This window comes from Geomonas diazotrophica (genome assembly GCF_018919385.1).
Classification (GTDB): Bacteria; Desulfobacterota; Desulfuromonadia; order Geobacterales; family Geobacteraceae; genus Geomonas; species Geomonas diazotrophica.
Genome location: NZ_JAHLMF010000008.1, coordinates 328,443 through 352,317 on the forward strand (window position 1 = coordinate 328,443; position 23,875 = coordinate 352,317).

At 60.7% G+C, this 23,875-nt stretch carries 19 protein-coding genes and 1 pseudogene; 3 read left to right on the forward strand and 17 right to left on the reverse strand.

Features of this window, described 5'->3' with window-relative positions; genetic code table 11:
* The 8 genes from KOM00_RS11390 to KOM00_RS11425 form a co-directional block, all read right to left on the reverse strand.
* Positions 1 to 366, reverse strand: a complete 366-nt coding sequence (locus KOM00_RS11390; protein WP_216499032.1) for a hypothetical protein — start codon at positions 364 to 366, stop codon at positions 1 to 3.
* Positions 367 to 423: 57 nt separating this feature from the next.
* Positions 424 to 1,176, reverse strand: coding sequence for a TerC family protein (locus KOM00_RS11395; RefSeq protein ID WP_216499033.1), 753 nt, complete (start codon positions 1,174 to 1,176; stop codon positions 424 to 426).
* 182 nt (positions 1,177 to 1,358) lie between these two features.
* Positions 1,359 to 2,216: a zinc metalloprotease HtpX gene (gene htpX / locus KOM00_RS11400; RefSeq protein ID WP_216499034.1), complete on the reverse strand. Its 858-nt coding sequence runs from the start codon at positions 2,214 to 2,216 to the stop codon at positions 1,359 to 1,361.
* A 443-nt stretch (positions 2,217 to 2,659) separates the two neighbouring features.
* Entirely contained in the window at positions 2,660 to 3,853 is a 1,194-nt protein-coding gene (locus KOM00_RS11405) for an ABC transporter substrate-binding protein (RefSeq protein WP_216499035.1), read from the reverse strand.
* A 153-nt stretch (positions 3,854 to 4,006) separates the two neighbouring features.
* A complete protein-coding gene (locus KOM00_RS11410) occupies positions 4,007 to 5,320 on the reverse strand; it encodes an alginate export family protein (RefSeq protein WP_216499036.1) in 1,314 nt (437 codons plus the stop codon).
* 156 nt (positions 5,321 to 5,476) lie between these two features.
* Positions 5,477 to 6,223: an amino acid ABC transporter ATP-binding protein gene (locus tag KOM00_RS11415; RefSeq protein ID WP_302467775.1), complete on the reverse strand. Its 747-nt coding sequence runs from the start codon at positions 6,221 to 6,223 to the stop codon at positions 5,477 to 5,479.
* A complete protein-coding gene (locus KOM00_RS11420) occupies positions 6,210 to 6,995 on the reverse strand; it encodes an amino acid ABC transporter permease (RefSeq protein ID WP_216499037.1) in 786 nt (261 codons plus the stop codon). The genes KOM00_RS11415 and KOM00_RS11420 overlap by 14 nt, the downstream gene beginning before the upstream one ends.
* Positions 6,996 to 7,136: 141 nt before the next feature.
* Positions 7,137 to 7,880 (reverse strand): basic amino acid ABC transporter substrate-binding protein, encoded by a 744-nt coding sequence (locus tag KOM00_RS11425; protein ID WP_216499038.1) that lies wholly within the window; start codon positions 7,878 to 7,880, stop codon positions 7,137 to 7,139.
* A gap of 155 nt (positions 7,881 to 8,035) precedes the next feature.
* On the opposite strand from KOM00_RS11425, the gene KOM00_RS11430 reads away from it, so the two are divergent.
* Positions 8,036 to 8,974: a DMT family transporter gene (locus KOM00_RS11430; protein WP_275423290.1), complete on the forward strand. Its 939-nt coding sequence runs from the start codon at positions 8,036 to 8,038 to the stop codon at positions 8,972 to 8,974.
* Positions 8,975 to 9,087: 113 nt separating this feature from the next.
* Entirely contained in the window at positions 9,088 to 10,140 is a 1,053-nt protein-coding gene (locus KOM00_RS11435) for a threonine aldolase family protein (protein WP_216499040.1), read from the forward strand.
* Between the two features lie 283 nt (positions 10,141 to 10,423).
* On the opposite strand, the pseudogene KOM00_RS11440 reads toward KOM00_RS11435, so the two are convergent.
* A pseudogene (locus tag KOM00_RS11440) lies at positions 10,424 to 11,209 on the reverse strand (ABC transporter permease).
* The gene (locus tag KOM00_RS11445) at positions 11,202 to 11,948 is read right to left on the reverse strand and encodes an ABC transporter ATP-binding protein (protein ID WP_236026892.1); all 747 of its coding nucleotides are present in this window, start codon (positions 11,946 to 11,948) and stop codon (positions 11,202 to 11,204) included. The pseudogene KOM00_RS11440 and the gene KOM00_RS11445 overlap by 8 nt, the downstream one beginning before the upstream one ends.
* Before the next feature lie 155 nt (positions 11,949 to 12,103).
* Here KOM00_RS11445 and KOM00_RS11450 point away from each other — a divergent pair, with 155 nt between their 5' ends.
* Positions 12,104 to 13,285 (forward strand): multiheme c-type cytochrome, encoded by a 1,182-nt coding sequence (locus KOM00_RS11450; protein ID WP_216499042.1) that lies wholly within the window; start codon positions 12,104 to 12,106, stop codon positions 13,283 to 13,285.
* A 180-nt stretch (positions 13,286 to 13,465) separates the two neighbouring features.
* Here the strand turns inward: KOM00_RS11450 and recG are convergent, their stop codons facing one another.
* The 7 genes from recG to KOM00_RS11485 all read right to left on the reverse strand — a co-directional run bounded on the left by recG (position 13,466) and on the right by KOM00_RS11485 (position 23,752).
* Complete coding sequence (gene recG, locus KOM00_RS11455) at positions 13,466 to 15,778, reverse strand: ATP-dependent DNA helicase RecG (protein ID WP_216499043.1); 2,313 nt, start codon at positions 15,776 to 15,778, stop codon at positions 13,466 to 13,468.
* Positions 15,779 to 15,826: 48 nt separating this feature from the next.
* On the reverse strand, positions 15,827 to 16,024 hold the full coding sequence (locus tag KOM00_RS11460) for a DUF1858 domain-containing protein (protein ID WP_216499044.1): 198 nt from the start codon (positions 16,022 to 16,024) through the stop codon (positions 15,827 to 15,829).
* A 68-nt stretch (positions 16,025 to 16,092) separates the two neighbouring features.
* Positions 16,093 to 16,569, reverse strand: coding sequence for a transcription elongation factor GreA (gene greA, locus KOM00_RS11465; RefSeq protein ID WP_216499045.1), 477 nt, complete (start codon positions 16,567 to 16,569; stop codon positions 16,093 to 16,095).
* Between the two features lie 106 nt (positions 16,570 to 16,675).
* Complete coding sequence (gene carB, locus KOM00_RS11470) at positions 16,676 to 19,924, reverse strand: carbamoyl-phosphate synthase large subunit (RefSeq protein ID WP_216499046.1); 3,249 nt, start codon at positions 19,922 to 19,924, stop codon at positions 16,676 to 16,678.
* Positions 19,925 to 20,161: 237 nt separating this feature from the next.
* Positions 20,162 to 21,079 carry a radical SAM protein gene (locus KOM00_RS11475; protein WP_216499047.1) on the reverse strand — a complete coding sequence of 306 codons (918 nt, stop codon included), beginning with the start codon at positions 21,077 to 21,079 and terminating at the stop codon, positions 20,162 to 20,164.
* Between the two features lie 67 nt (positions 21,080 to 21,146).
* Complete coding sequence (gene carA, locus KOM00_RS11480; protein WP_216499048.1) at positions 21,147 to 22,271, reverse strand: glutamine-hydrolyzing carbamoyl-phosphate synthase small subunit; 1,125 nt, start codon at positions 22,269 to 22,271, stop codon at positions 21,147 to 21,149.
* Positions 22,272 to 22,477: 206 nt separating this feature from the next.
* Entirely contained in the window at positions 22,478 to 23,752 is a 1,275-nt protein-coding gene (locus KOM00_RS11485) for a dihydroorotase (RefSeq protein WP_216499049.1), read from the reverse strand.
* Positions 23,753 to 23,875: the final 123 nt, after the last annotated feature.

Below are 23,875 nucleotides of genomic sequence, written 5' to 3' on the forward strand. Positions count from 1 at the left end.
TTAGGCGCGCAACTGCGGGGGAACGAACTTGGAAAGGAAAACTTCGGGTATGAAGGTGAAGCGGTCGAAACTCTGGAGTGCGGCGAAAACGGGATTGTAGTCGAGAGAAAAAGGAGAAACGCTCAAAGAGACATGGCAGGCGCAGTCACAGCAGAAGTCGCAGTCGTCATGGCCGGCCTCCCCCTGCAAGGGGCAGTCGGGGGTGTCGCAGTCCCCGGCAACATGGGAATCGGCCTGCACGCAGTCGGCGACCGTCCCGCAGCGCTCCAGGGCGTGCGCAGTGTCACAGGCGCCACTCAGACTGGTGCAGAAGACCACCGCGAGAAGCAGAGAGGAGAAAAATTTGACGGGGAAGAACTTTCGCATGCACCGGCGAAGATAACGAATGAGTACGGAAAGTGTCAAGATAAAAGGGGGCGAATACTATTCGCCCCTGGTCTCAGTGTCAAGGTGCGGCTCATGCAGCTTGACCGGCTTGCCGCGCCTCATCCTCAGGTTCAGCATCTCCACCATGACCGAGAAAGCCATGGCGAAGTAGATGTACCCCTTGGGGATGTGCATCCCGAAGCCCTCTCCGATCAGGGAGACGCCGATCAAAAGCAAAAAGCTCAGGGCCAGCATTTTGATGGTCGGGTGTCTTTCCACGAAGGCGCTGATCTTGCCGGAGAAGAGCATCATGAAGCCGACGGAGATGACCACGGCGGCAACCATGATGAAGAGCTGGCTGGCCATGCCGATCGCGGTGATGATGGAGTCGAGCGAGAAGACGATGTCGAGGAGCAGGATCTGCACGATGACGGCGCCGAAGGTGGCGCCGACCTTCGCCGCGTGCACCACCTCTTCCCCTTCCAGCTTCTCGTGGATCTCCATGGTGCTCTTCCAGATCAGGAAGAGACCGCCCGAGAGGAGGATCAGGTCGCGACCGGAGATCTCGTTGCCGAAGAGGCTGAAAAGCGGGGTGGTGAGCCCCATGAGCCAGCTAAGGGAGAAGAGGAGCGCCACGCGGATGAACATCGCGAGAACGAGGCCAGTGAGCCTCGCCCTCTCCTGCTGGGCCGCGGGGAGCTTGCTGGCCTGGATGGAGATGAAGATGATGTTGTCGATGCCGAGCACGATCTCCAGCGCGCTCAGGGTAACCAGGGCCATCCAGACCTGCGGGTCGGTAAGCCAATCCATTGTGTCTCCTATGGTAGGTGCCCGTCACACGGGGAAACTGTAGGGGCGAATAATCATTCGCCCCCCTTTATCGGGTCATGACCTCTCTCGCCACGGTACCGGTCAGGGCACCGGCGGCTGGGCAAATGATTATTTGCCCCTACAGATACCCTCGCCCCCTGGGCGAGGGAGAGTGGCCAATGTTACCGCCGTACCGCCATCTGCTCCAGCCGTGCGATGCGCTCTTCCATCGGCGGATGGGTGGAGAAGAGTTCCATCAGCCCCCCGCCGGTAAGCGGGTTCACGATGAACATGTGCGCCGTAGCAGGGCGCGCCTCCTGCATGGGGAGCGCCTGCGAGGCCATGTGCAGCTTCCTGAGCGCCGAGGCGAGCGCCAGCGGGCGGCCGCAGATCTCGGCGCCGGTGGCGTCGGCCAGGTACTCGCGGGAGCGGGAAACCGCCATCTGGATCAGCATCGCGGCGATGGGTGCGATGATGGCCATGGCCAGCGAACCGACCAGACCGCCGATGCCGCCCCCTTCCTCGTCGTCGCGCCCCCCCCCGAACATGGCGCCCCACTGCAGCATGTTGCCGATCATCGAGATGGCGCCAGCGAAGGTGGCAGCGATGGTGCCCACCAGGATGTCGCGGTTCTGCACGTGCGCCAGTTCGTGCGCCATGACCCCTTCCAGTTCCTCGGGGGAGAGGATGCGCAGGATCCCTTCCGTCGCGGCAACCGCTGCGTGGTCCGGGTTACGCCCGGTGGCGAAGGCGTTGGGGCTGTCGGACGGAATGATGTAGACCTTGGGCATGGGAAGCCCTGCGCGCATGGCGAGGTTACGCACCAGGTTGTAAAACATGGGGTGATCGTGCTCGCCGATCTCCTGCGCGCCGTACATGCTCAGCACGATCTTGTCCGAGAACCAGTAGGAGAAGAAGTTCATCCCGAGGGCGAGGACGAAGGCCATCATCATGCCGGACCTGCCCCCGAGAGCCTGTCCCATGGTCACCATGAGCACGGTGAGAAGAGCTAGCAGAAATGTCGTTTTCAGTCTTTGCATAACATTTACCTCTACGAGTGTTATGTCCCGAAGGACTTGGTTCGGCCGAAGGTAAATAAAAAGACCTTTACCCTCGGCGTAGTTACCAGGATAAAGGTCTTGTTGACAGTTTAACTGCCCCGACTCCGGGTCTTGCGACCGTATTGACGAAGTCCGGGTCGGCCTTTTCTCCGGCCGATAACTACTCCCCTTTAACGACTCGAAATATAATTTTTCCTATGCCAGTTGTCAAGGGCAATCGCAAACCCAGAACGCCCAAGGCAAAGGCACAAGACTCAACGCAAAGACGCGGCGCCGCAAAGACGCAAAGAAAAAGGCTTTTGATTGTAACCCGATTCTGGCTTTGCGTCTTGGCGGCTTTGCGCCTTTGCGTTGAAGCCTCTTGGCTAAAAAAAAAACGGCCCCTGTCGAAACAGGGGCCGTCGGTGCTGCAGAGTCAGGCATTAGTCCATCTTGACGGGTACTTTTGCCTTGAGGACGAACTTGCCGTCCTTGACATACAGGAGGGACAGCGGGCTCTTGATCGGCTCGCGGTTAGCCTGCATGCTGATGGTGCCGGAAACGCCTTCGAACTTCTTGGTCTGAGCCAGGGCGCCCTTGAAGACTTTCGGGTCAACGCTGTTCGCGCGCTTCATGGCGTCGGCCAGCAGCATTACAGCGTCGTAGCCCTGGGCGTCGAACAGGCCCGGGAGCTCGCCGTTGTGCTTGCCTTTGAACACCTCGATGAACTTGGCGGTAGCCGGAGCTGCCTGCTCGGTGGAGAAGCCGAGAGCGGACATGGAGCCTTCGACAGCCGGGCCACCCAGCTCGATGAATTTCGGGGAGAACAGGCCGTCGCCGCCGAACATCGGAGCCTTCAGACCCTGCTTGCGGGCCTCTTTCATGATGAGGGCGCCTTCGGTGTAGTAACCGGAGAACAGGATGACGTCCGGCTTCTTGCCCTTGATGTTGGTGATCTGGGCGGAGAAGTCCTTGTCGCCGTCTTTAACCTTCTCGTCGGCAACGATCTTGATGGACGGAACCTTGGCGGCTGCGTCGCGGAAGGTCTGGGACAGACCGACGGAGTAGTCGTTGTTGTCGGAGGTGACGATAGCTACCTTCTTGAAGCCGAGGTCTTTCGCGAAGTACTCGATGCACGCCGGAATGGCGATGGAGTCGAGCAGGGTGTCGCGGAAGATGAAGTCGCCCACTTCGACGACGCCCGGGCCGGTTGCGCCTGCGGAGAGGAGCACGACGCCTGCTTTCTGCGCGATCGGAGCGGCAACCTTGGTGATGCCGGTGGTCGGGTCGCCAACGATGGCGGTGACGTTGTCGCGGGAGATGAACTTCTGGGTGACAGAAGCGCCTTCCTGCTTGTCGCCACGGTTATCGGCTTCGACGATCTCGATCTTCTTGCCCTGGATGCCGCCGGCAGCGTTGATCTCGTCGGCAGCCATCTTCATGCCTTCCAGGGTCGGCTTGCCGAACATGGCGACGTCGCCGGTGAGGGCGCCGAGGAAGCCGATCTTGATGGTGTTGCCGGCCGGAGCGGCGGCCGGAGCAGCGCCCTCTTTGGCCTCTTCTTTCTTCTTGCAGCCGAATGCACCGACTGCGAGCATCGCTACGAGCAGCAATGCGCTGATCTTCTTAAAGCTCATGCAGACTACCTCCTTGGGTTTGATTGATCACATTGTTAGGTCCAGCTTCTACACGTCAACAGATTCTAATTGTCACTACTCGATTGTCAAGACAGTGGCACTGAAATTCCCCTCTCCGGCTCAGTTCAAGCCGGAGAGGAAAATGTATCTGTCTTAGAAGTTGTACTTGGCAATGAGCTTTGCATCCCAAAGGTTGTCAGCATCTTCGCCAGCGCTGATGCCTTTGAAGTGGTCGCCGAGGAAGAGGTAGCCGGCGCGGGCGCCGAGGGTCACGTTTGCGGTCAGCTTGTAGTAAGCTTCGGCGTTGATCTCGGTGCCGAGGTACTTGCTGTCGCCGTTGGCGCTGCGAGCCTGGAGGTCCTTGGCAACGGCAGCGAAGCCTGCGTTGGCGCTGGCGGATACCTTGTCGTTGAAGGTGTAGTCGTAACCCAAGGTGCCCATGATGACGCCTTCGTTGTTGTTGTTAACGTCATAGATGATGGCGTTGTCGATGGTGGTCGCGTACTTGTCGCGGCCCAGCATGATCATCTCGGAATCGTAGAACTGGCCGCCTTCGGTGAAGCCCCTGTCGGAGGCGGGTACGTACCAGGCGTTCTTGCCGCCGGAAACGTAGATGAACTCGGTACGGGCGGTGCCGCCTGCCAGCGGCATCTTGGCGCCGACGTTAAAAGCGTAACCTTTGGCATCTACATCGGTGGTGATCTCGCCTGCCTGCTTGGCGACGAAGGCGTTCACGGACACCGGACCGAAGTTGCCGGCAGCGTTCACGCCGAAGGTGTGAACCTTCGCGTCAGGGAACACGGTGTACAGACCGGGGGTGTGCTGGTCGCGAATGAAGTAGTAGGCAGCACCAACGGAGAGATCCTTGCTGATGTTGTACTTACCGTCGAGGGAGTACATGTCGAAGGTGTTCTTGCCGAGCACGTCCTGGCCTGCCTTGCCGCCATCGGCGGAGTCATGGAAACGGAAGTAACCGGCTGCAATGCTGGCGTTGGAGTAGTCGTGGGAGAGAAGCACACCGGCCATGTCGGCGTCGAACAGGATCCCTTTGAAGGAGTCGTTGTACGGCTGCATACCGATCTTGGCGTTGACCTGCGGGTAGTTCAGGTCGAGATAGATGTGCTTGGTCTCCATGTTGACGGTGTCGGCGCCGAGAGCACCGCCGCCCCCACGGGCATTCTCGTAGGAGCTGTTGCCCCAGAAGTTGTAGTCGAACTCGAACTTGGTGACCAGTTTGACATGGTCGTCAGCCTTGGCGGTGTAGCCGAGGCGGAGACGCTGCACGAAGTAGTTTGCGGTCGGAGCATCCTTCGCGATGATGTTGGTACCCGCGAAGTTGCCGTTGTCGAAGAATGCGGTGAATGCGCCATTGAACTGGTTCTCGAGAGCGAGAGCGGAGCCTGCGGATGCTGCGGTCAGTGCGGTTGCGATGGCTACTACTAACAGCTTCTTGTTGCTTTTTTTCATGTACTTCCTCCTCGTGTGTAGTAATTGCATTACAGCGTTTTTGAGACTGTGTTGCCCGGTTAAACTGAGAAGAACCGTATCCCCCCTTTCGTGGTACTGAATGAAAAAAACGCAGATACAGAACTGGCCCCTGCTGACGCAGGGGCCAGCGATAAATTACAATATCTGGCTCAAAAACAACTTGGCGCGCTCGTGCGTGGGCGCGGTGAAGAAGTGCTCTGGAGTGCCCTCCTCCACGATGCGCCCCGCGTCCATGAAAATGACGCGGTCGGCCACCTCGCGCGCGAAACCCATCTCGTGCGTGACTACGGCCATGGTCATCCCTTCCTTGGCGAGATCCTTCATGACGTCGAGCACCTCCCCGATCATCTCCGGATCGAGGGCGGAGGTCGGCTCGTCGAACAGCATGAGCTTCGGGTCCATGGCGAGCGAGCGGGCGATGGCCACGCGCTGCTGCTGGCCGCCGGAGAGCTTGCCGGGATACGACTTCGCCTTGGCGGCGAGCCCGACGCGCTCAAGAAGCATCATGGCCTTCTCCTCGGCCTCCTGCTTCGAGCGTTTGCGCACCACGGTCTGGGCGAGCGTGAGGTTTTCCAGCACGGTCTTGTGCGGGAACAGGTTGAAGGACTGGAACACCATCCCCACCTCCTCGCGCACCTTGGTGATATCGGTCTTCGGATCGTAGAGGTCCATGCCGTCCACGACGATGGTGCCGCGGTCGATCTCCTCGAGACGGTTGATGGAGCGGAGCAGCGTCGACTTTCCGGAACCGGAAGGACCGATGATGACCACCTTCTCGCCGTCGTAGATATCCAGGGAAACCCGGTCCAGGGCGCGGAAGGAGCCGTAGACCTTGATGATCTCTTTCGCCTCTACCATTTTCCTGCGGCTATTTGTTGACACTGACACGCTCCTCCATTACGCCGATGATCTTCGAGAAGAACAAGGTGATGATCAGGTAGATCAGGGCGATGACCGTGTAGGTCTCAAAATAGGTGAAGGACTCGGAGGCGTACTCGCGGCCGCGGCGCAAAAGGTCGGCTACGGCGATGATGGAGACCAGCGAGGAATCCTTCAAAAGGGCGATGAACTCGTTGCCCACCGGCGGGAGGATCACCTTGACCGCCTGGGGGAGGATGACGTGGATCATGGTCTGACGGCCGTTCATACCCAGCGAGAGGGCCGCCTCGCGCTGCCCCTTGGCGATCGACTCGATCCCGGCGCGCACCACCTCGCCCATGTAGGCTCCGTAGCAGACGGCCATGGCGATGATGGCGGAAAGGATGGCGGGGACCTTCACGATGGTGCCGAGGGCGTAGTAGATGTAGAAGATCTGCACCAGCAGCGGGATGCCGCGGATGACTTCCACGTAAAGGGATGCGACGCCGTTGAAGAAGCGGTTCTTGGAAATCCGGCCCAACCCGGTTACGAGGCCGATGACGATGGCCAGCAGTATCGCCCCGAGGGTCACCTGGAAGGTCACCGCGATGCCGTCGGGAACGAACTTGATAATGTTGAGGTACGGGTCCGGTTTGCTCCAGACCAGGTAGCCAATGGTGCCGATGGCGCCAAAGAACGCTATGCGCCAGGCGGTGAACAGGCCGCGGTCGCTTTTACGGGGGATGGCTGCGCCGTCCCCTACGTCGATAATCTGCTTTTTTGCTTCAGTACCCATGCTTTCTTGTGACCGTCCTGGGCCGGTGTTTGCCGGCGGTGTTGATGCGCTACCGTGGTGCCGTTCTCTTTAAAGAAAGCTCCTGCAGAGGCGGTTACTACTGTCGGGTAGTGATCCGTTCTGCAGGAGCTTTGAGGGTGTTTACTTAAGCTGCCACTTCTTCTTCAGCTGAAGGTCGATCTTCTTTTTCTGAACCGCTGCGATACCCTTGTTCAGCTGGGCCACCAGCTCCTTGTTCCCCTTCTTGACCACGATGCCGTAAGCCTCCTTGGTGAAGGACTTGCCGACGATCTTGAACTTGGAGCTGTACTCCTTCTTCTGGAGAGCGTAGGTGATGGCGGTCGGCTCGTCGCAGACGACGCCGGCGATACGGCCGGCAGCCATGTCCTCGAAGGCGAGGCCGACTTCGTCATAGGTCTTCAGTTCGACGCCGGCAACCTTCTTGACTTCCATGGCACCGGTGGTGCCGATCTGTGCGCCGATCTTCTTGCCTTTCAGGTCCGCGATCTTGGTCCCCTTCTCAGCCTTGGGCACGACCAGGATCTGGCCGATCTGGACATAGGGGGTGGTGAAGTCGTACTTGGCCTGGCGCTCCGGGGTGATGGTGACCGAGGAGATGATGGCATCGTACTGACCCGCCTCAACGCCGGCGAAGATGCCGTCCCAAGCGGTGTTCTTGAAGGTGACCTGCAGGCCGGCTTCTTTGGCGACGGCAGTCATGAAATCGATGTCGAAGCCCACGATTTTCTTGTTGGCGTCAACGAACTCCATCGGCGGCCAGGTTGCGTCGGACGCAACGGTGATCGCCTTCGGTGCGGCGAAAGCTGCAGACACAAAACAGAGTCCCAAAGCCAAAACTGCAGTCATCATACGAAGTGCTTTCATGCTTCCTCCATAAATTCTCTTTAATATTAAACGGCATACACCATTTAGCTTACCGCCGCATACTTTTAAAGCTATTCCACCCCTCTTGTCAACCACTTATTAATTTGGCGTTGCGCTCGTTTTAAGCTCATGTTAACTTGTCTTACCACAATTAAGTGAATTCAAGGTTTTATGAGGTCAAAATTACTTTGGGATCTGTCAAAAAATTTCGTGCGGGTATACTTCTTTTGATAACAACGTTCTTCTGGGGCGTAACTTTCACTGTTGTGAAGGACGCAATCAGCAAGGTGGACGTTTTCGTTTTCCTGTCACAAAGATTTTTAATCGCCGCTGCAATCATGCTTCCGTTTGCTTTAGCGCGCACTAATAGAGTAAAAATTAAGCTACTCACACACGGGTCCATCCTTGGAGTTCTCTTATTTGCATCCTACGCCTTCCAGACCGTAGCACTGAAGTACACGAGCGCCTCGAACACCGGCTTTTTGACCGGCCTGAGTGTCCTTTTGGTGCCGCTTTTCGGTGCCGCCATTTTCCGACATGCCGTCGGTCCCGGCATCAGGTGGGGTGTTGGGCTCGCCACCCCGGGTTTGTTCCTGCTTTGCACCGATGGCAGCCTCAGTTTCAACGTAGGTGACGTGCTCGGCGCCATCTGCGGGGCCTGCGTCGCCCTGCACCTCCTCTACACCAGCCACTTCGCCCGTCACGCCGACAGCGATGTTTACCTTCTCACCACGTTGCAGCTCTCCGTCGTCGGCGTGCTGAGCCTCGCCTCGGCGTTGCTGCGGGGCCAGCAGGTCTTCGTCTGGCACCCGGAACTCCTCTGGACCCTGGTGGTCTGCGTGCTGATAGCCACCATCTTCGCGTTCCTGGTACAGACTACCATGCAGAAATGGATCAGCCCGGCCCATACCGCGCTCATCTTCTGCACCGAGCCTGTCTTCGCTGCCGGCTATGCCTACTACGCCGCCGGCGAGAGGCTCGGTCTCCTCGGATTCCTGGGTGCCGCACTGATCCTCGCGGGGATGATCGTTTCTGAACTGCTCCCCGATGGAGCGGAGAGCGCGGACAGCGTAACCGTCGCCGCCGAAGTATGACCGCCGTTAAGTTATCGGTTGACACCGGTTTCTGCTTATAATAATTTTTTCGGTCTGGCCATACCGGTCATACATGCACAAGCGGGGCACCGGCCTCGCTAAAAGGGGAAGCGATGATTAACACGGGAGACCACAGCGAGCTCAAGCACCATTTCGCCAGCGACAACTACGCAGGGATCTGCGGCGAGGCGTGGCAGGCGATGGCGGAAGCCAACAGCGGGCTGGCCAGCTCCTACGGTGACGACCGCTGGACCGCGCAGGCCTGCGAGAAGATCAGGGAGCTCTTCGAGAAGGATTGCGAGGTGTTCTTCGTCTTCAACGGCACCGCGGCGAACTCGCTGGCTCTGGCATCGCTTTGCCAGTCCTACCATTCCATCGTCTGCCACGAGATGGCCCACATCGAGACCGATGAGTGCGGCGCCTCGGAGTTTTTCTCCAACGGCACCAAGGTGCTTCTGGTGCCGGGAGAAAACGGCAAGATAAACCTCGACGCCGTCGAGCACACCATCACCAAGCGCAGCGACATCCACTACCCCAAGGCGCGGGCACTGAGCATCACCCAGGCAACGGAACTGGGCACGGTGTATTCCGTCAACGAGCTGCAGGCGATCGGGGAGCTGGCGAAGCGGTTCGACCTGCGGGTGCACATGGATGGAGCCCGATTCGCCAACGCGGTGGCTTCCCTGAACGTGTCCCCCAAGGAGATCAGCTGGCAGGCGGGGGTCGACGTCCTCACCTTCGGAGGGACCAAGAACGGTTTCGCCATCGGAGAGGCGGTCGTGTTCTTCAACAAAGAACTCGCCTACGAGTTCGACTACCGTTGCAAGCAGGCCGGCCAGCTCGCCTCGAAGATGCGTTTCCTCACCGCCCCTTGGATCGGCATGCTGGAGAGCGGCGCCTGGCTGCGAAACGCGGCGCACGCCAACAACTGCGCACGGTTGCTCGCCAACGAAATCAAGAAGATCCCGCAGGTTCGCATCATGTTCGAGAGCCAGGCCAACTCCGTGTTCCTTGAGATGGCGCCGGAAGCGCTGGAAGCCCTTCGTGCCCGCGGCTGGCACTTTTACACCTTCATAGGCTCCGGCGGCGCACGTTTCATGTGCTCCTGGGACACCAAGGTGGACGAGGTCGCCAACTTGGTGGCCGACATCAAGGCGTGCGTTTAGCCTATCGGACCAGCTGATCAGCCCTGATCTTCCACCACAGGCGTCTACACTCCCCTCTCCCTCTGGGAGAGGGCTAGGGTGAGGGGATTGCCACTCTAAACCTCCCTCACCCGCCCTTCGGGCACCCTCTCCCGGAGGGAGAGGGGACCAGCGCGGGACCATCTCTACGTAAATTTGGTTGGAAGGTGCTTTACCACGTGCAAACAGAAAGGGACGCCGAGCTGGTTCGGCGTCCCTTTCTTTATTGCATCAGAAAATTCCTGATACTGTTTTTCGTTTTTCCCTACTGCATCTCCAACTGCTGAGCCTTGGTGAAATAGCTCCGGTACCCCTGCAACACGATAAGATACGCGGTTATGGCAACGGCACCCGTGATGGCACACATGATCGCGACCTGGTAACGAACAGCGACCATCGGCTCGGTCCCCGAGAGGATCTGGCCGGTCATCATCCCCGGCAGGGAGACGATCCCCATGGCGGCCATGGTGTTGGCCGTCGGCATGATGGCGGCGCGGAAGGCGTTTCGTAGCGCAGGTCTCGCAGCCTGTCGCGCGCTCGCCCCCAGTCAGAGCGCGGTCTCTATCTCCTCGCGTCGCTCCCGCATCTCCGCCCCCAGGCGCTCGGCAGCGAGGCTCGCGCCGTTCATGGAATTGCCGATGATCATCCCCGCCAGCGGGATCAGGTAACGCGGGTCGTACCAGGGGGAATAGTGCACCACCAGGGAGCAGAAGACGAAGGTGACGCCCCCGCAGCCGATCAAGAGTGCCGTCCCCACCACCTGGTAGAAACGCGGCATCTTCCGCTTGATACGCGCGCCGATCACCTGCATCGAGAAACCGCCCATGACGAGCAGGATAGCCAGTACCGGCAACGGGTGCTGCACGGCGAAGATGAAATGAAGCAAGTAGCCCACCGCAAGCAGTTGGAACACCATCCGCAGCGAAGCCCAGAGCATCTGCCCTTCCTGGCCGATCCGCTTCAGTTTCGCGAGCCCGATCGCGAGCAGCACCAGGCTGTAGGCGACAACGAGGTCGAGGATTCCCAGATTAACTAAGCCTTGATTATCCATCTACCCCTCCCTGATCCGAAGGCTCCGACAGGAACCTCTTCAGCTCCATGCTCGCCGGGTGTGCCAGCAACTCGACAGCCCTTCCCTGCTCGATGATCCTGCCGGCTTCCAGGTAGAAACAATAATCCGCCACTTTTTCAGTCAGACGCAGGTCATGAGTCACCATGATCATGGCGAGGCTTCTGCCGCGACAGATCTCCCGCAAGGTGGCGGCAAGCGCGTCGGAAGTCCTGCGATCCAGCGCGCTCGTGGGTTCGTCTAACAGGAGCACCTGGGGCTTGGTGATCAGGGCCCGGGCCACTCCCACACGCTGCTGCTGTCCCAGCGACAGAGATCGCGCGTCCCGTTCAAGCAGTTCACGATCAAGCCGCGCCAGCGCGAACACCTCGGCGATCTCTGCGCTTTGCGCCGCAGGCGGAGCCTCGTGTCGGTAACGAAAGGGCATCTGCAGGTTGTCGAGGACCGTTCCCTCGAACATGAACGGTTTCTGCGGCACAAGGGCCACAAGGCGGCGCAACTGAAGCGGGTCCATGGCGGCGATGTCGGTACCACCGACCTCGATCCGTCCTTCGCTCGGGTCGGCAAGCCGGTTGATCAGGCGGATCAGCGTGCTCTTGCCGCCGCCGGACGGCCCTATGATGGCGCTGAGCTCTCCCGACTTCGCCGAAAGGGACACGTCGGCCAGCAGCAGAACACTCCCCCCTTGGGCGTTTCGCCCGGAGAAAGAAACTCTTTCCAAGCGGACTATTTCTGACTTAGACGTATCCAACAGGATTACTCCTTATGCAGGCCTGGGTACTGTGACAGTCGGACGGTGCCGCTGCTAATGTAATCAGGCTCGGTGCCGATACAATTAGTGCTTCACATCACTCGCGCAGGGCACACGGAGGTTCCATGCTGAAAGTGAAGTTCTTCGCCGGTTGGTTAGCCTGTGGCATAGTGCTGTCAGCGGCACCGGCCATGGCGCTGGACAGCAAGCACGAATTTGCTGGCTCTGAAGCCTGCAAAAAGTGCCACACCGAAGAATACAACAGCTGGAAGGAAACCTTCCACAGCAAAATCGTGCAGACCAAGCGTGCCGGAATCCTGAAAGACGCGGTGGCCAAATGGCGCACGGACGGCAAGAATGCGGGCCCCAGCGTCAGCAATGCAACCGGAAACCCTGCCAAAATGGATGACGTGCAGTACGTGGTCGGGTCGCGCTGGAAGCAGCGCTTCCTGGTAAAAAACGAGCAGACCGGGAATCTCCAGTTCCTGAACAAACAGTTCAACAGGCTCACGGGACAGTGGGAGAATTACGGCAACAAGAACGACTGGGACACTAACTGCGTCACCTGTCACACTACCGGGTACCGCATCCTCGACGTGGACGAAGCCACCGGCAAGACCCTGAAGTCGGAGTTCATCGAGTTGGGCGTCGGCTGTGAATCGTGCCATGGTCCCGGCATGAAGCACCTGAAGGCGGTAAAACGGGACAAGAAGAGTACCATCTTCAATCCGGCGAACTTCACCGTGAAAGAGCAATCGAGGGTCTGCGGCTACTGTCATGTGAGGTTGGAAAACCAGCTCTACAAGACGTCCCAGGGCACCAACCGGGAGGACCTCCCCGCACCCAACTTAGGCGACAACTTCACCGCCAGCGACGACTGGACCAACTGGTACCCCGACAAGGTCGTAATCCCTGGTGTGCAGCCCGACCAGCCTTTCAACAAGGAGTACGGCGGAGACCTAAAGGGGCTCTTCAACAACGACGACTTTGCCAAAGCGAACGGCATTTACGAGGAGGCGATGTACCACGCAGAGTACCAGGGCTTTCTGCAGTCGAACCACTACAAAAGCGGCATGCTCTCCTGCATCACCTGTCACGCACCGCACGCCGGAAAAGGGAGGCTGAGGAAGGTGGCGCGGGATGCCTGCCACAAGTGCCACGACGCCTCGTACACCGCCGAGAAGTACATGCCCAACACCGGCAAGTCCATCGACAACTACTACATCAGGTCGCACACCTTCAGCGGTACCCCGCGCCAGCCAGCCAAAGGCACGGCGGCTGCCGCCCCGACAATGCGCTACGAGTAGCTAACGGAAACGTCTCTCAAATCCCGTCAAACTGCCCCGCCCCACCTCCCGCCTTCGAGGACTGGAACGCCACGGCGCGCAGGCCCGTCAAGGGAATGGGAGGCGCAAGTGCTAACAAGAAAGCCACGGCGCTACATGCCGTGGCTTTTTCTTTAATTGCCGGTCCGACAGGAAAGACCTCTAACCAATGGACGCCAGCTCGAGACGTTTGCCCCAGCGCAGCATCAACTCCCCGCGCAGTCCCTCGTTGCCGGGCTTTACCAGCTCCGGGTCACGCTCGACCAGCGCGAAGGCATCTTTTCTGGCCTGTTCCAGGACCCCGCCGTCTCGAAGTATGTCGGCCACGCGCAAGTCCGGCAGCCCCGCCTGCCGTGTGCCGAGGAAGTCGCCCGGGCCGCGGATCTGCAGGTCCGCTTCGGCGATGACGAAGCCGTCCGAGCTTTTCACCATCACTTCCAGCCGCTTCTGGCCATCCTCGGAGAGCCTGTCCCCCGCCAGGAGGATGCAGCGCGAGCGTTCGCTGCCCCGCCCCACCCTGCCGCGCAGCTGGTGCAGCTGCGAGAGCCCGAAGCGCTCGGCGTGCTCGATCACCATGACCGTCGCGTTGGGAACGTCGATGCCCACCTCGATGACGGTGGTGGATACGAGGATGTCGGTGTTGCCCGCCTTGAATCCCTTCATCACCGCTTCCTTCTCCGCGGCGCTCATCCTGCCGTGCAGCACCCCTACCCGCAGGTCCGGGAACACGTCCTGGGCGAGATGCTCGGCCATCTGCACGGCCGCCTTCAGGTCGATCTTCTCGGACTCCTCGACGAGGGGATAGATCACGTAAGCCTGCCTCCCCTTCCCCGCCTCCTCGCGCACCAGGGAGTAGACCTCGCGGCGGCGTGACTCGCGCATCATGCGGGTCTCGATGGGCGTCCGCCCCGGCGGCAACTCGTCGATCACGGAGAGGGATAGGTCGCCGAAAACGGTCATGGAAAGGGTGCGAGGGATCGGTGTCGCGGTCATCACCAGGATATCGGGGTTGGCTCCCTTCTTCTTCAGGAGGGCGCGCTGCACCACGCCGAAGCGGTGCTGCTCGTCGATGATGCCCAGCCCCAACCGGTGGAACTCGACCTTCTCCTGAATAACTGCGTGGGTCCCCACCACGATGAGGGTCTCTCCGGACGCTATTTTCTCCAGGGTGTCGCTTTTCCCCTTGATGCTGGCAGTCAGAAGCGCGACCGAGATGCCGAGCTTTTCGCAGTAGCCGTGGATGTTGAGGTAGTGCTGCTCGGCCAAAAGCTCCGTCGGGGCCATGATGGCGACCTGGTAGTCGTTCTCCACGCAGATGAGTGCGGCCATGAGGGCAACGAGCGTCTTGCCGCAGCCGACGTCCCCCTGCACCAGTCGGTGCATCGGGTGCGGCGCGATCATGTCCTCCTTGATCTCGGAGAGGACCCGCTTCTGCGCGCCGGTCAGGCTGAAGGGGAGCAGCTTGAGAAGTTCCTTGGTGTAGCGGTGGCTGACCTGGAAGCTGATGCCGTCCTCGAGCGCGATGCCGCGCTTCTTCATGGCGAGCCCAAGCTGCAGGAAGAACAGCTCGTCGAAGGCAAGCGAGCGGTGCGCCTCTGAGCGTCCGTTGTTGAGATCTGCCAGCGAGCCGGCGGGATCGGGCTGGTGCGCTTCCCTGAGTGCCACCGGGAGGCTCAGGAGGCGGTGCCGGCGCAAAAGCTCCTCCGGGAGAGCCTCCTTTACGTAGCGGCTGTAGCGAAGAGCGGTGTCGCGCATGATACGGCGCATCACCTTCTGGCTCACCCCCTCGGTAAGCGGGTACACCGGGAGGATCCTGCCAAAGTTCTCGGGATCGCGCGCCATGACCTGCTCGATGTCCTCTCCCTCGCCGGCCCACTCCACCTCGGGGTGGTGCATCTCGCGCTGGAAACCGAACTGGGCCACGTCCCCGATGAAGATGCCGCGCCTGCCGGGGGTGAACTGCTTCTTCAGGAACTGGGGATGAAAGTTGAACCACTTGAGCGGCAGGCTGCCGGTCTCGTCCTTGACGATCGCCTCGAAGTAGCGCCTCCCCCCCTTGGTGACCTGCGCCTCGGCGGAGACCACGGTGGCGAAGAAGGCCTCGGAGTTGCCAGGGCGCAGTTCCGCGATCCGCTTCAACTGGCGCCGGTCCTCGTAGCGGTTGGGCAGCAGGTACAGGGCGTCCTCGACCGTAGTGATCCCCTTTTTCGCCAGGATATCGGCGAGCTTGGGCCCCACCCCCTTGATGGCGGTCATCGGGATTTTCAGTTCTTCGGGGACTAAAACTACGGTGGCTGGTACGGACTTGGCGGGCTTAACGGGTTTGGCGGTCTCGGCCGGGACGTACCTGGCAACCTGGAGGGCGCCGTCGACGATCTCGACGCTGACCTGATCGCCAGGAGCGAGCTTCAGGGAATCCATGAGCTGTTCCGGAAGCTTGAGCGACCCGTCTGGCGCGAGCGTTATGATTGGCATGGGAGAAAAAGAAAGGCGCCCGGAGCAGGCTCCGGGCGCCGGTCGTGGTTATTCGAAGATCTTGTTGAGGTCGGCGAGGATGTCGTCCACGCTGATCCCGTGGGCGGAGCAGCCCTGCTCCAGGGACTCGTTCTGAGCGCCCATGCAGCCGATGCAGCCGAGGTTGTATTTAGCGAGCACCTTGACGACGTCCGGGTGCATCCTCATCACTGCGGCAAAAGTCATGTCCTTGGTTACCTGAGCCATGTAAATCCTCCTGGTCACGCGCTGGCGCGCATGTTGGTTGTTGGTGCGATACGGGGTGAGTGCTGTTTCTATTCGTAGCGGATCTCGATGATCTCGTATTCCTTCATCCCCGAAGGAACACTGACGCGGACGGTGTCGTCCAGCTTGTGACCGATCAGCGCCTTGCCCACCGGCGAGGTGCAGGAGATCTTGCCCAGCTTGATGTCTGCCTCGTCCTCGCCGACGATCTTGTAGGTGATCTCTTCCTCGGTCGCGGTGTCGTACACGGTGACCGTGGCGCCGAAGACCACCTTGTCCGGCTTCAGGTTGGAGAGGTCGACCACGTAGGCCCGCGCCAGTTTGTCCTGCAGCTCCAATATGCGCCCTTCGATGAAACCCTGACGGTTCTTGGCCGCATCGTACTCCGCATTTTCAGAGAGATCGCCGTGTGCCCTGGCTTCTGCGATATCCTGGATTACCTTGGGGCGTTCTTCCTTAATCAGGCGTTTGAGGTCCTCTTGGAGGGCCTCGTAACTCTCCTTGGTCAATGGAACTGTCTGAGACATCGTATTTTGCTCCTTGATGAACTTATAGGGGGGCCTGGAGGCCCCCCGCTGTGCTGCATGTGCTGGATTTGGAAAGGGAGCGCCTTGTACGGCGCTCCCCGGTCGGTTACTTCAGGTATTCCTGGATGGACTTCACTTCCAGCTTGGACTGCGCCGTGGCGATGATGCCGTCGACCGCGGCCCGCGCCCCCGACGCCGTCGTGTAGTAGGCGACGTTGTGGATCAGGGTGTTCCTGCGGATCGAGTAGGAGTCCGCGACGGCCTGGGCACCGTGGGTGGTGTTGATCACCATGCAGATCTCGTTGTTCTTGATCGCGTCCACGATGTGGGGGCGCCCTTCGAGCACCTTGTTTACCACCTGGACCGGAATCCCCTTTTCCTGCAGGTAGCTCGCCGTACCGCGCGTGGCGACCAATTCGAAGCCCTGATCATACAGTCTTTTTGCTGCGCTGACAATATGTTTTTTGTCCAAGTCTTTCACTGATATGAAGACTTTACCGGTGGTCGGCAGCTTCACGTTGGCACCCATCTGGGCCTTGGCGTAGGCCTTGGCGAAGGTGTCGCCGATGCCCATAACCTCGCCGGTCGACTTCATCTCCGGTCCGAGGATGGTGTCGACGCCGGGGAACTTGGCGAAGGGGAAGACGGATTCCTTGACCGAGATGTGCTCGGGAATGATCTCCTCGGTGACACCGAGCTCGGTGAGGGTCTTGCCGGCCATGACGCGGGCAGCGATCTTCGCCAGCGGCCTCCCCGTCGCCTTGGAGACGAAGGGCGAGGTACGGGAAGCACGCGGGTTCACCTCGATGATGTAGATCTGGTTGTCCCTGACGGCGTACTGGACGTTCATCAACCCCTTCACGTTCAGCTCCAGCGCCATCACCTTGGTCTGGCGCCTGATCTCCTCGACGATCTCCTGGGAGATGGAGTACGGCGGCAGCGAGCAGGCCGAGTCGCCGGAATGGATGCCCGCCTCCTCGATGTGCTCCATGATGCCGCCGATGACGGCGATGTCGCCGTCGCACAGGGCGTCAACGTCGATCTCAATGGCCTCGTCCAGGAACTTGTCGATCAGGATCGGGTGCTCCGGGGAAGCCTGTACCGCGGTATGCATGTAACGGCGCAGGTTGTCGACGTCGTACACGATCTCCATGGCGCGGCCGCCCAGGACGTAGGAGGGGCGGACCACCACGGGGTAGCCGATGCGGTCGGCGACGGCCTCGGCCTCCTCGAAGGAGCGGGCGGTGCCGTTCTCGGGCTGGCGCAGGTTCAGCTTCTGCAGCATCTCCTGGAAGCGCTCGCGGTCCTCGGCGCGGTCGATGGCGTCGGGAGAGGTGCCGATGATGGGCACACCCGCCTTCTCCAGGGCGACGGCGAGTTTCAGAGGAGTCTGACCGCCGAACTGGACGATGACGCCGGTCGGCTTCTCCACGTCCACGATGTTCAGCACGTCCTCGAGGGTGAGCGGCTCGAAGTAGAGACGATCGGAGGTGTCGTAGTCGGTGGAGACGGTCTCAGGGTTGCAGTTGACCATGATGGTCTCGTAGCCGTCCTCGGAGAGGGCGAAGACACCGTGCACGCAGCAGTAGTCGAACTCGATCCCCTGGCCGATGCGGTTGGGTCCGCCCCCCAGGATGATGATTTTCTTGCGGTCGGTCGGCTCCGCCTCGCACTCCTCCTCGTAGGTCGAGTAGAGGTACGGGGTGTGGGCGACGAACTCGGCGGCGCAGGTATCGACCCGCTTGAAGACCGGTTTTACGCCGTTGGCGAGGCGCAGTTCGCGCACCTCCCCTTCCGTGATCTTCCAGAGCTGGGCCAGGTACTTGTCAGAGAAGCCGAAGCGCTTGGCCTCCCAGAGGGTGTCGCGCAGCGCTTCACCGGACTGCCCCTTGATATCGGCTGCCTTCAGGCACTCTTCCATCTCGATGATCTGGCGGATGTTGTGCAGGAACCAGGGATCGATGGCGGTGAGGGCGTAGATCTCCTCGACGGTCATGCCGCAGCGGAAGGCGTCGCCGACGTACCAGAGGCGGTCGCAGTTCGGGGTCCTCAGCTTGTCCAGCAGGAGGTTGCGCTCCTTCTCGGTGAGAGCCCGGCGGGTATCGCCGCCCACGCCGAAGAAGCGGGACTCGAAGCCGCAGGAGCCGATCTCCAGGGAGCGGAGCGCCTTCTGGAAGCTCTCCTTGAAGGTGCGGCCGATGGACATCACCTCCCCCACCGACTTCATCTGGGTGGTGAGGGTCGCGTCGGCAGCCGGGAACTTCTCGAAGGTGAAGCGCGGGATCTTGGTGACCACGTAGTCGATGGTCGGCTCGAAGCAGGCCGGCGTCTCCTTGGTGATGTCGTTGGTGATCTCGTCCAGGGTGTAGCCGACGGCGAGCTTGGCGGCGATCTTGGCGATCGGGAAGCCGGTCGCCTTCGAGGCGAGCGCCGAGGAGCGGGAGACGCGCGGGTTCATCTCGATGACGATGAGGCGGCCGTTTTTCGGGTTGATGCCGAACTGGATGTTGGAGCCGCCGGTGTCGACGCCGATCTCGCGGATGATCTTCAGGGAGGCGTCACGCAGGATCTGGTATTCCTTGTCGGTCAGGGTCTGCGCCGGCGCCACGGTGATGGAGTCGCCGGTGTGCACGCCCATGGCGTCGAAGTTCTCGATGGAGCAGATGATCACGACGTTGTCGGCCGTGTCGCGCATCACCTCGAGCTCGTACTCCTTCCAGCCGATCAGGGACTCCTCGACCAGGATCTCGTCGGTCGGGGAAGCCTCGATGCCAGCCATGGACATACGCTCGTACTCTTCCATGTTGTAGGCGATGCCGCCGCCGGTGCCGCCCAGGGTGAAGGAGGGGCGGATGATGGCCGGGAAGCCGACATGCTTGATCACCTCCATGGATTCCTGGTAGTTGTGCGCCAGACCCGACCTCGGGATGTCGAGGCCGATCCTCACCATCGCCTCCTTGAACAGGGTGCGGTCCTCGGCCTTCTTGATGGCCGGGAGCTTCGCGCCGATGAGTTCCACCCCGAACTTCTCCAGGGTGCCGTTCTCGGCCACCGCGACCGCCGTGTTGAGCGCGGTCTGGCCGCCCAGTGTCGGCAGCACCGCGTCCGGGCGCTCCTTCTCGATGATCCTGGCCAGGACCTCCGGGGTCACCGGTTCGATGTAGGTGGCGTCGGCGAAGTCCGGGTCCGTCATGATCGTTGCCGGGTTCGAGTTCAGGAGGACTACCTGGTATCCCTCCTCCTTGAGGGCCTTGCAGGCCTGGGTACCGGAGTAGTCGAACTCGCACGCCTGGCCGATGACGATCGGGCCCGCGCCGATGATGAGGATCTTCTTGATGTCTGTGCGTTTAGGCATTGTAAATCACTCCATTACTCTCTTTATTAAACACGTTCCGTCGAAAGCGAATCTTTAAAGGCGGGCGAATGATTATTCGCCCCTACGGGTGCCGAGGTCCCCTTGCGGAGAATCATGTTGCGTCTGCAGGTCAGGTCGTTGTAAGGGCGAATGATTATTCGCCCCTACAGGATGCCGGGGTCCCTTGGCGGAGAACCATGATGCGTCTGCAGGTCAGGTCGTTGTAGGGGCGAATAATCATTCGCCCAAAGGCTCTTCCTGCACCCACCCGTTTTCCAACTCCAACTCTTCCAGCGCGTCGACCGCCTCGGCGTACTCGGCGCTGGTGATCCTTCTCTCTATCCCCGGCGTCTGCGCCGCGGCGTGGGCCGGGAAATACTGGCTCATCAGGGCGATGTGGGTCTCGGTGCCGAGGTTCTCCGCGATCCAGGCCAGGGTCTCCGGGCTCCCCGCCTGCCCCAGCGGCAGAACCAGGTGCCGCACGATCAGGCCGCGCACCGCGATGCCGTTATCATCGCATTCCAGGTGACCCACCTGCCTCAGCATCTCGGGAAGGGCGAGACGGTTCACCTCGGTGTAACCCTTGGCCCCGGAGAGCTTTAGCGCCACTTCGTTGCAGCAGTACTTCATGTCGGGCAGGTAGATATCCACCACGCCGTCCAGCAGGGCCAGGGTCTCCAGGCTTTCGTACCCGCTCGTGTTCCACACGATGGGGATGCGGAACCCCTTGCGGATGGCGAGGTAAAGAGCGGCCAGGATCTGCGGCGTAAAGTGGGTCGGCGTGACGAAGTTTATGTTGTGCACGCCCTTCTTCTGCAGCACCACCATTTTCTCGGCCAACTGCCCCACGGTGAGGTCGGTGCCGTTTCTGAGTTGGCTGATCGGGAAGTTCTGGCAGAACTTGCAGTTCAAGGTGCAGCCCGACAGGAAGATGGTGCCGGACCCCTTCGTGCCCGAGATGGGCGGCTCCTCCCCGCGGTGCACGTTGGCGGAGGCGATGCGCACCTCTTTGCCGCTTTCGCAAAGCCCCGTCTCCCCCTTCAGGCGGTTCACACCGCAGGCATGGGGGCAGAGGTCGCAGGCGGCCAGGCGGCCGTAGGCTGCCTTGATGCGCCGCGCCAGCTCGCCGTTTTCGTAAAGTTCCTGATATCTCATCGTGAATCAGATTGAGTCAAAGGTTGAGGTAAAAAAAGAAGTTCTCAACCTTAACCTCAACCTCGACCTAGTTTTTATGCTTTTCCATCATCTCCACGAACCTGTCGAACAGGTAGTGCGAGTCGTGCGGCCCGGGGGACGCCTCGGGGTGGTGCTGCACCGAGAAGATGGGGAGCGTCTTGTGCGCCATCCCCTCGACGGTCTGGTCGTTCAGGTTCTCATGGGCGAGGCCGGCCACGTTGGAGAGCGACAGGATGTCGACCGAGAAGCCGTGGTTCTGCGCGGTGATCTCGACCTTCCTGGTGGCCATGTCCATGACCGGGAGGTTGGAGCCGTGGTTGCCGAACTTCAGCTTGATGGTACGGCCGCCCAGGGCGAGGCCGAGGAGCTGGTGGCCGAGGCAGATGCCGAAGATCGGTTTCTTGCCCACGAACTTCTTGATGTTCTCGATGACTTCCTTCATCGGCTCCGGGTCGCCCGGGCCGTTGGAGAGGAAGATGCCGTCCGGGTTCATGGCCAGCGCCGACTCGGCCGGGAACGTTGCCGGGACCACGGTCACGTCGCAGCCTGCGGAGACCAGGCAGCGCAGGATGTTCAGCTTGATGCCGAAATCGTAGGCGACCACCTTGTACTTGAGGTCCCTCTTGTCGACTTCGGGGTAGCCGGTCTGCAGGTCCCACAGCCCCTGGGTCCAGTGGTAGGGGGCGCTGCAGGTGACGCCGGTTGCGAGATCCAGACCGCTCATGGACGGGATGGCGCGGGCCTTTTTCACCAGGCTCTCGGGATCGAAGTCGATTGTGGAGATGATGCCGTTCTGGGCCCCCTTGTCGCGAAGGTGCCGGGTCAGGGCGCGGGTGTCGATCCCCTGGATGCCGACCACACCGTTCTCTTTCAGGTAGGCGTCCAGGCTCATGGTGGCGCGGTAGTTGGAGTAGCAGTCCAGGTACTCGCGCACGATGAAGCCGGAGAGGTAGAGCTGGTTGCTCTCAATATCCTCCGGGTTGATCCCGGTGTTCCCGATCTGGGTGTAGGTCATGGTGACCATCTGCCCCTTGTACGAGGGGTCGGTGAGCACTTCCTGGTAGCCCGACATGGCGGTGTTGAACACCACCTCGCCGCTGGTTTCGCCCGTTGCGCCGAAGGCCTTCCCTTTAAAAATCCGGCCGTCCGCCAGAGCCAGCACTGCTTTCATGTATCTTCTCCCGAATCCGTTATATTTCTGCCGCGCGGTGAGCGCGATATTACGATCTATACGATGTCGTCCATCCGCAACTGTAGGGGCGAATAATCATTCGCCCCCCCTATTCTTGCATCTCTGACCGACTGGCCATGGGCGGTGGTGAGGCACCAGTGGCTGGGCGAATGTTATTCGCCCCAACAGCGTCTCGCGCCGCTACCCTATGCCTGGTACACCACCTGTCCCTTGACCACGGTGTACGCCGCCTTCCCCTTCATCTTCCACCCCAGGAACGGCGAGTTCTTCGACTTCGATTCCAGCTTGTCCGCCTCGACCTGCCACTCCTTGCCCGGATCGATGACGGTGACGTCGCCGACCGCGCCGACCCTCAGGGTGCCGCGATCGATCCCGAGGATCTTCGCGGGGTTGCAGGACATCACCGAAACCAGCCCTTTAAGATCCAGCACCCCTTCCTCGACCAGCTTCAGCGAGAGCGGCAGGGAGGTTTCCAGGCCGACGATGCCGTTCAGCGCCACGTTGAACTCGACGTCCTTCTCGTCCGGGTGGTGCGGCGCGTGGTCGGTGGCGATGGCGTCGATGGTGCCGTCGGCGAGCGCCGCCTTCATGGCCGCCACGTCGGACTCGCCCCTCAAGGGCGGGTTCATCTTGGCGTTGGTGTTGTAGCCGCGCACCGCGTCGTCGGTAAGGGTGAAGTAGTGCGGTGCGGTCTCGCAGGTCACCTTGACGCCGCGGGCTTTCGCGTTGCGGATGATGCGCGCGGAACCGGCGGTGGAGATGTGGGCGATGTGCACCGGCGCGGCGGCGAACTCGGCGAGGTAGACCTCGCGGGCCACCGCGATATCTTCGGCTGCCCAGGGGATTCCCTTGAGCCCGAGCTCCGTGGAGACAAACCCTTCGTTCATCACCCCTTCGCCCACCAGGGCAAGGTCCTCGGAGTGGGAGATCACCGTGATGCCGACCCCCTTGGCGTACTCGAGGGCGCGGCGCATCAGCTCGGAGTTGCACACGGGCTTGCCGTCGTCGGAGACCGCGACGCAGCCGGCCTCTTTGAGATCGCCCATCTCGGCCAGGCTGTCACCCTTGCTCCCCTTGGTGATGGAGCCGACCGGGAAGACGTTGACCAGTGCCTCGCTCTTGGCCTTGTTCACCACGTAGCAGGCGACCGCCTTATTGTCGATCACCGGCGAGGTGTTGGGCATGCAGGCGACCGAGGTGAAGCCGCCTGCCGCAGCGGCGCGGCTGCCGGTGGCGATGTCCTCTTTGTACTCGAGGCCAGGATCACGCAGGTGCACGTGCATATCGATCAGGCCCGGGGTGACCAGGAGCCCGGAGGCGTCGATGGTCGGGGTCCCTTCCGGTGCGGTCAGCCCCTGCCCCAGTTCCAGGATCACACCGTCGGCAATCAGCACATCCATGGTTTCGTCGATCCCCTGCGAAGGATCGATCACGCGCCCACCTTTTATCAGAAGATTCATGCAAACCTCCAAAAACAAGTTCTATGTTCCAGGTTCTACGTTCTACGTTAAAGGCCAGGGCCTAGAGCGCAGGGTAGCACGAAGAACAGCCTCTCGATATGTCGTAATAGGTTCCTCGCCCAT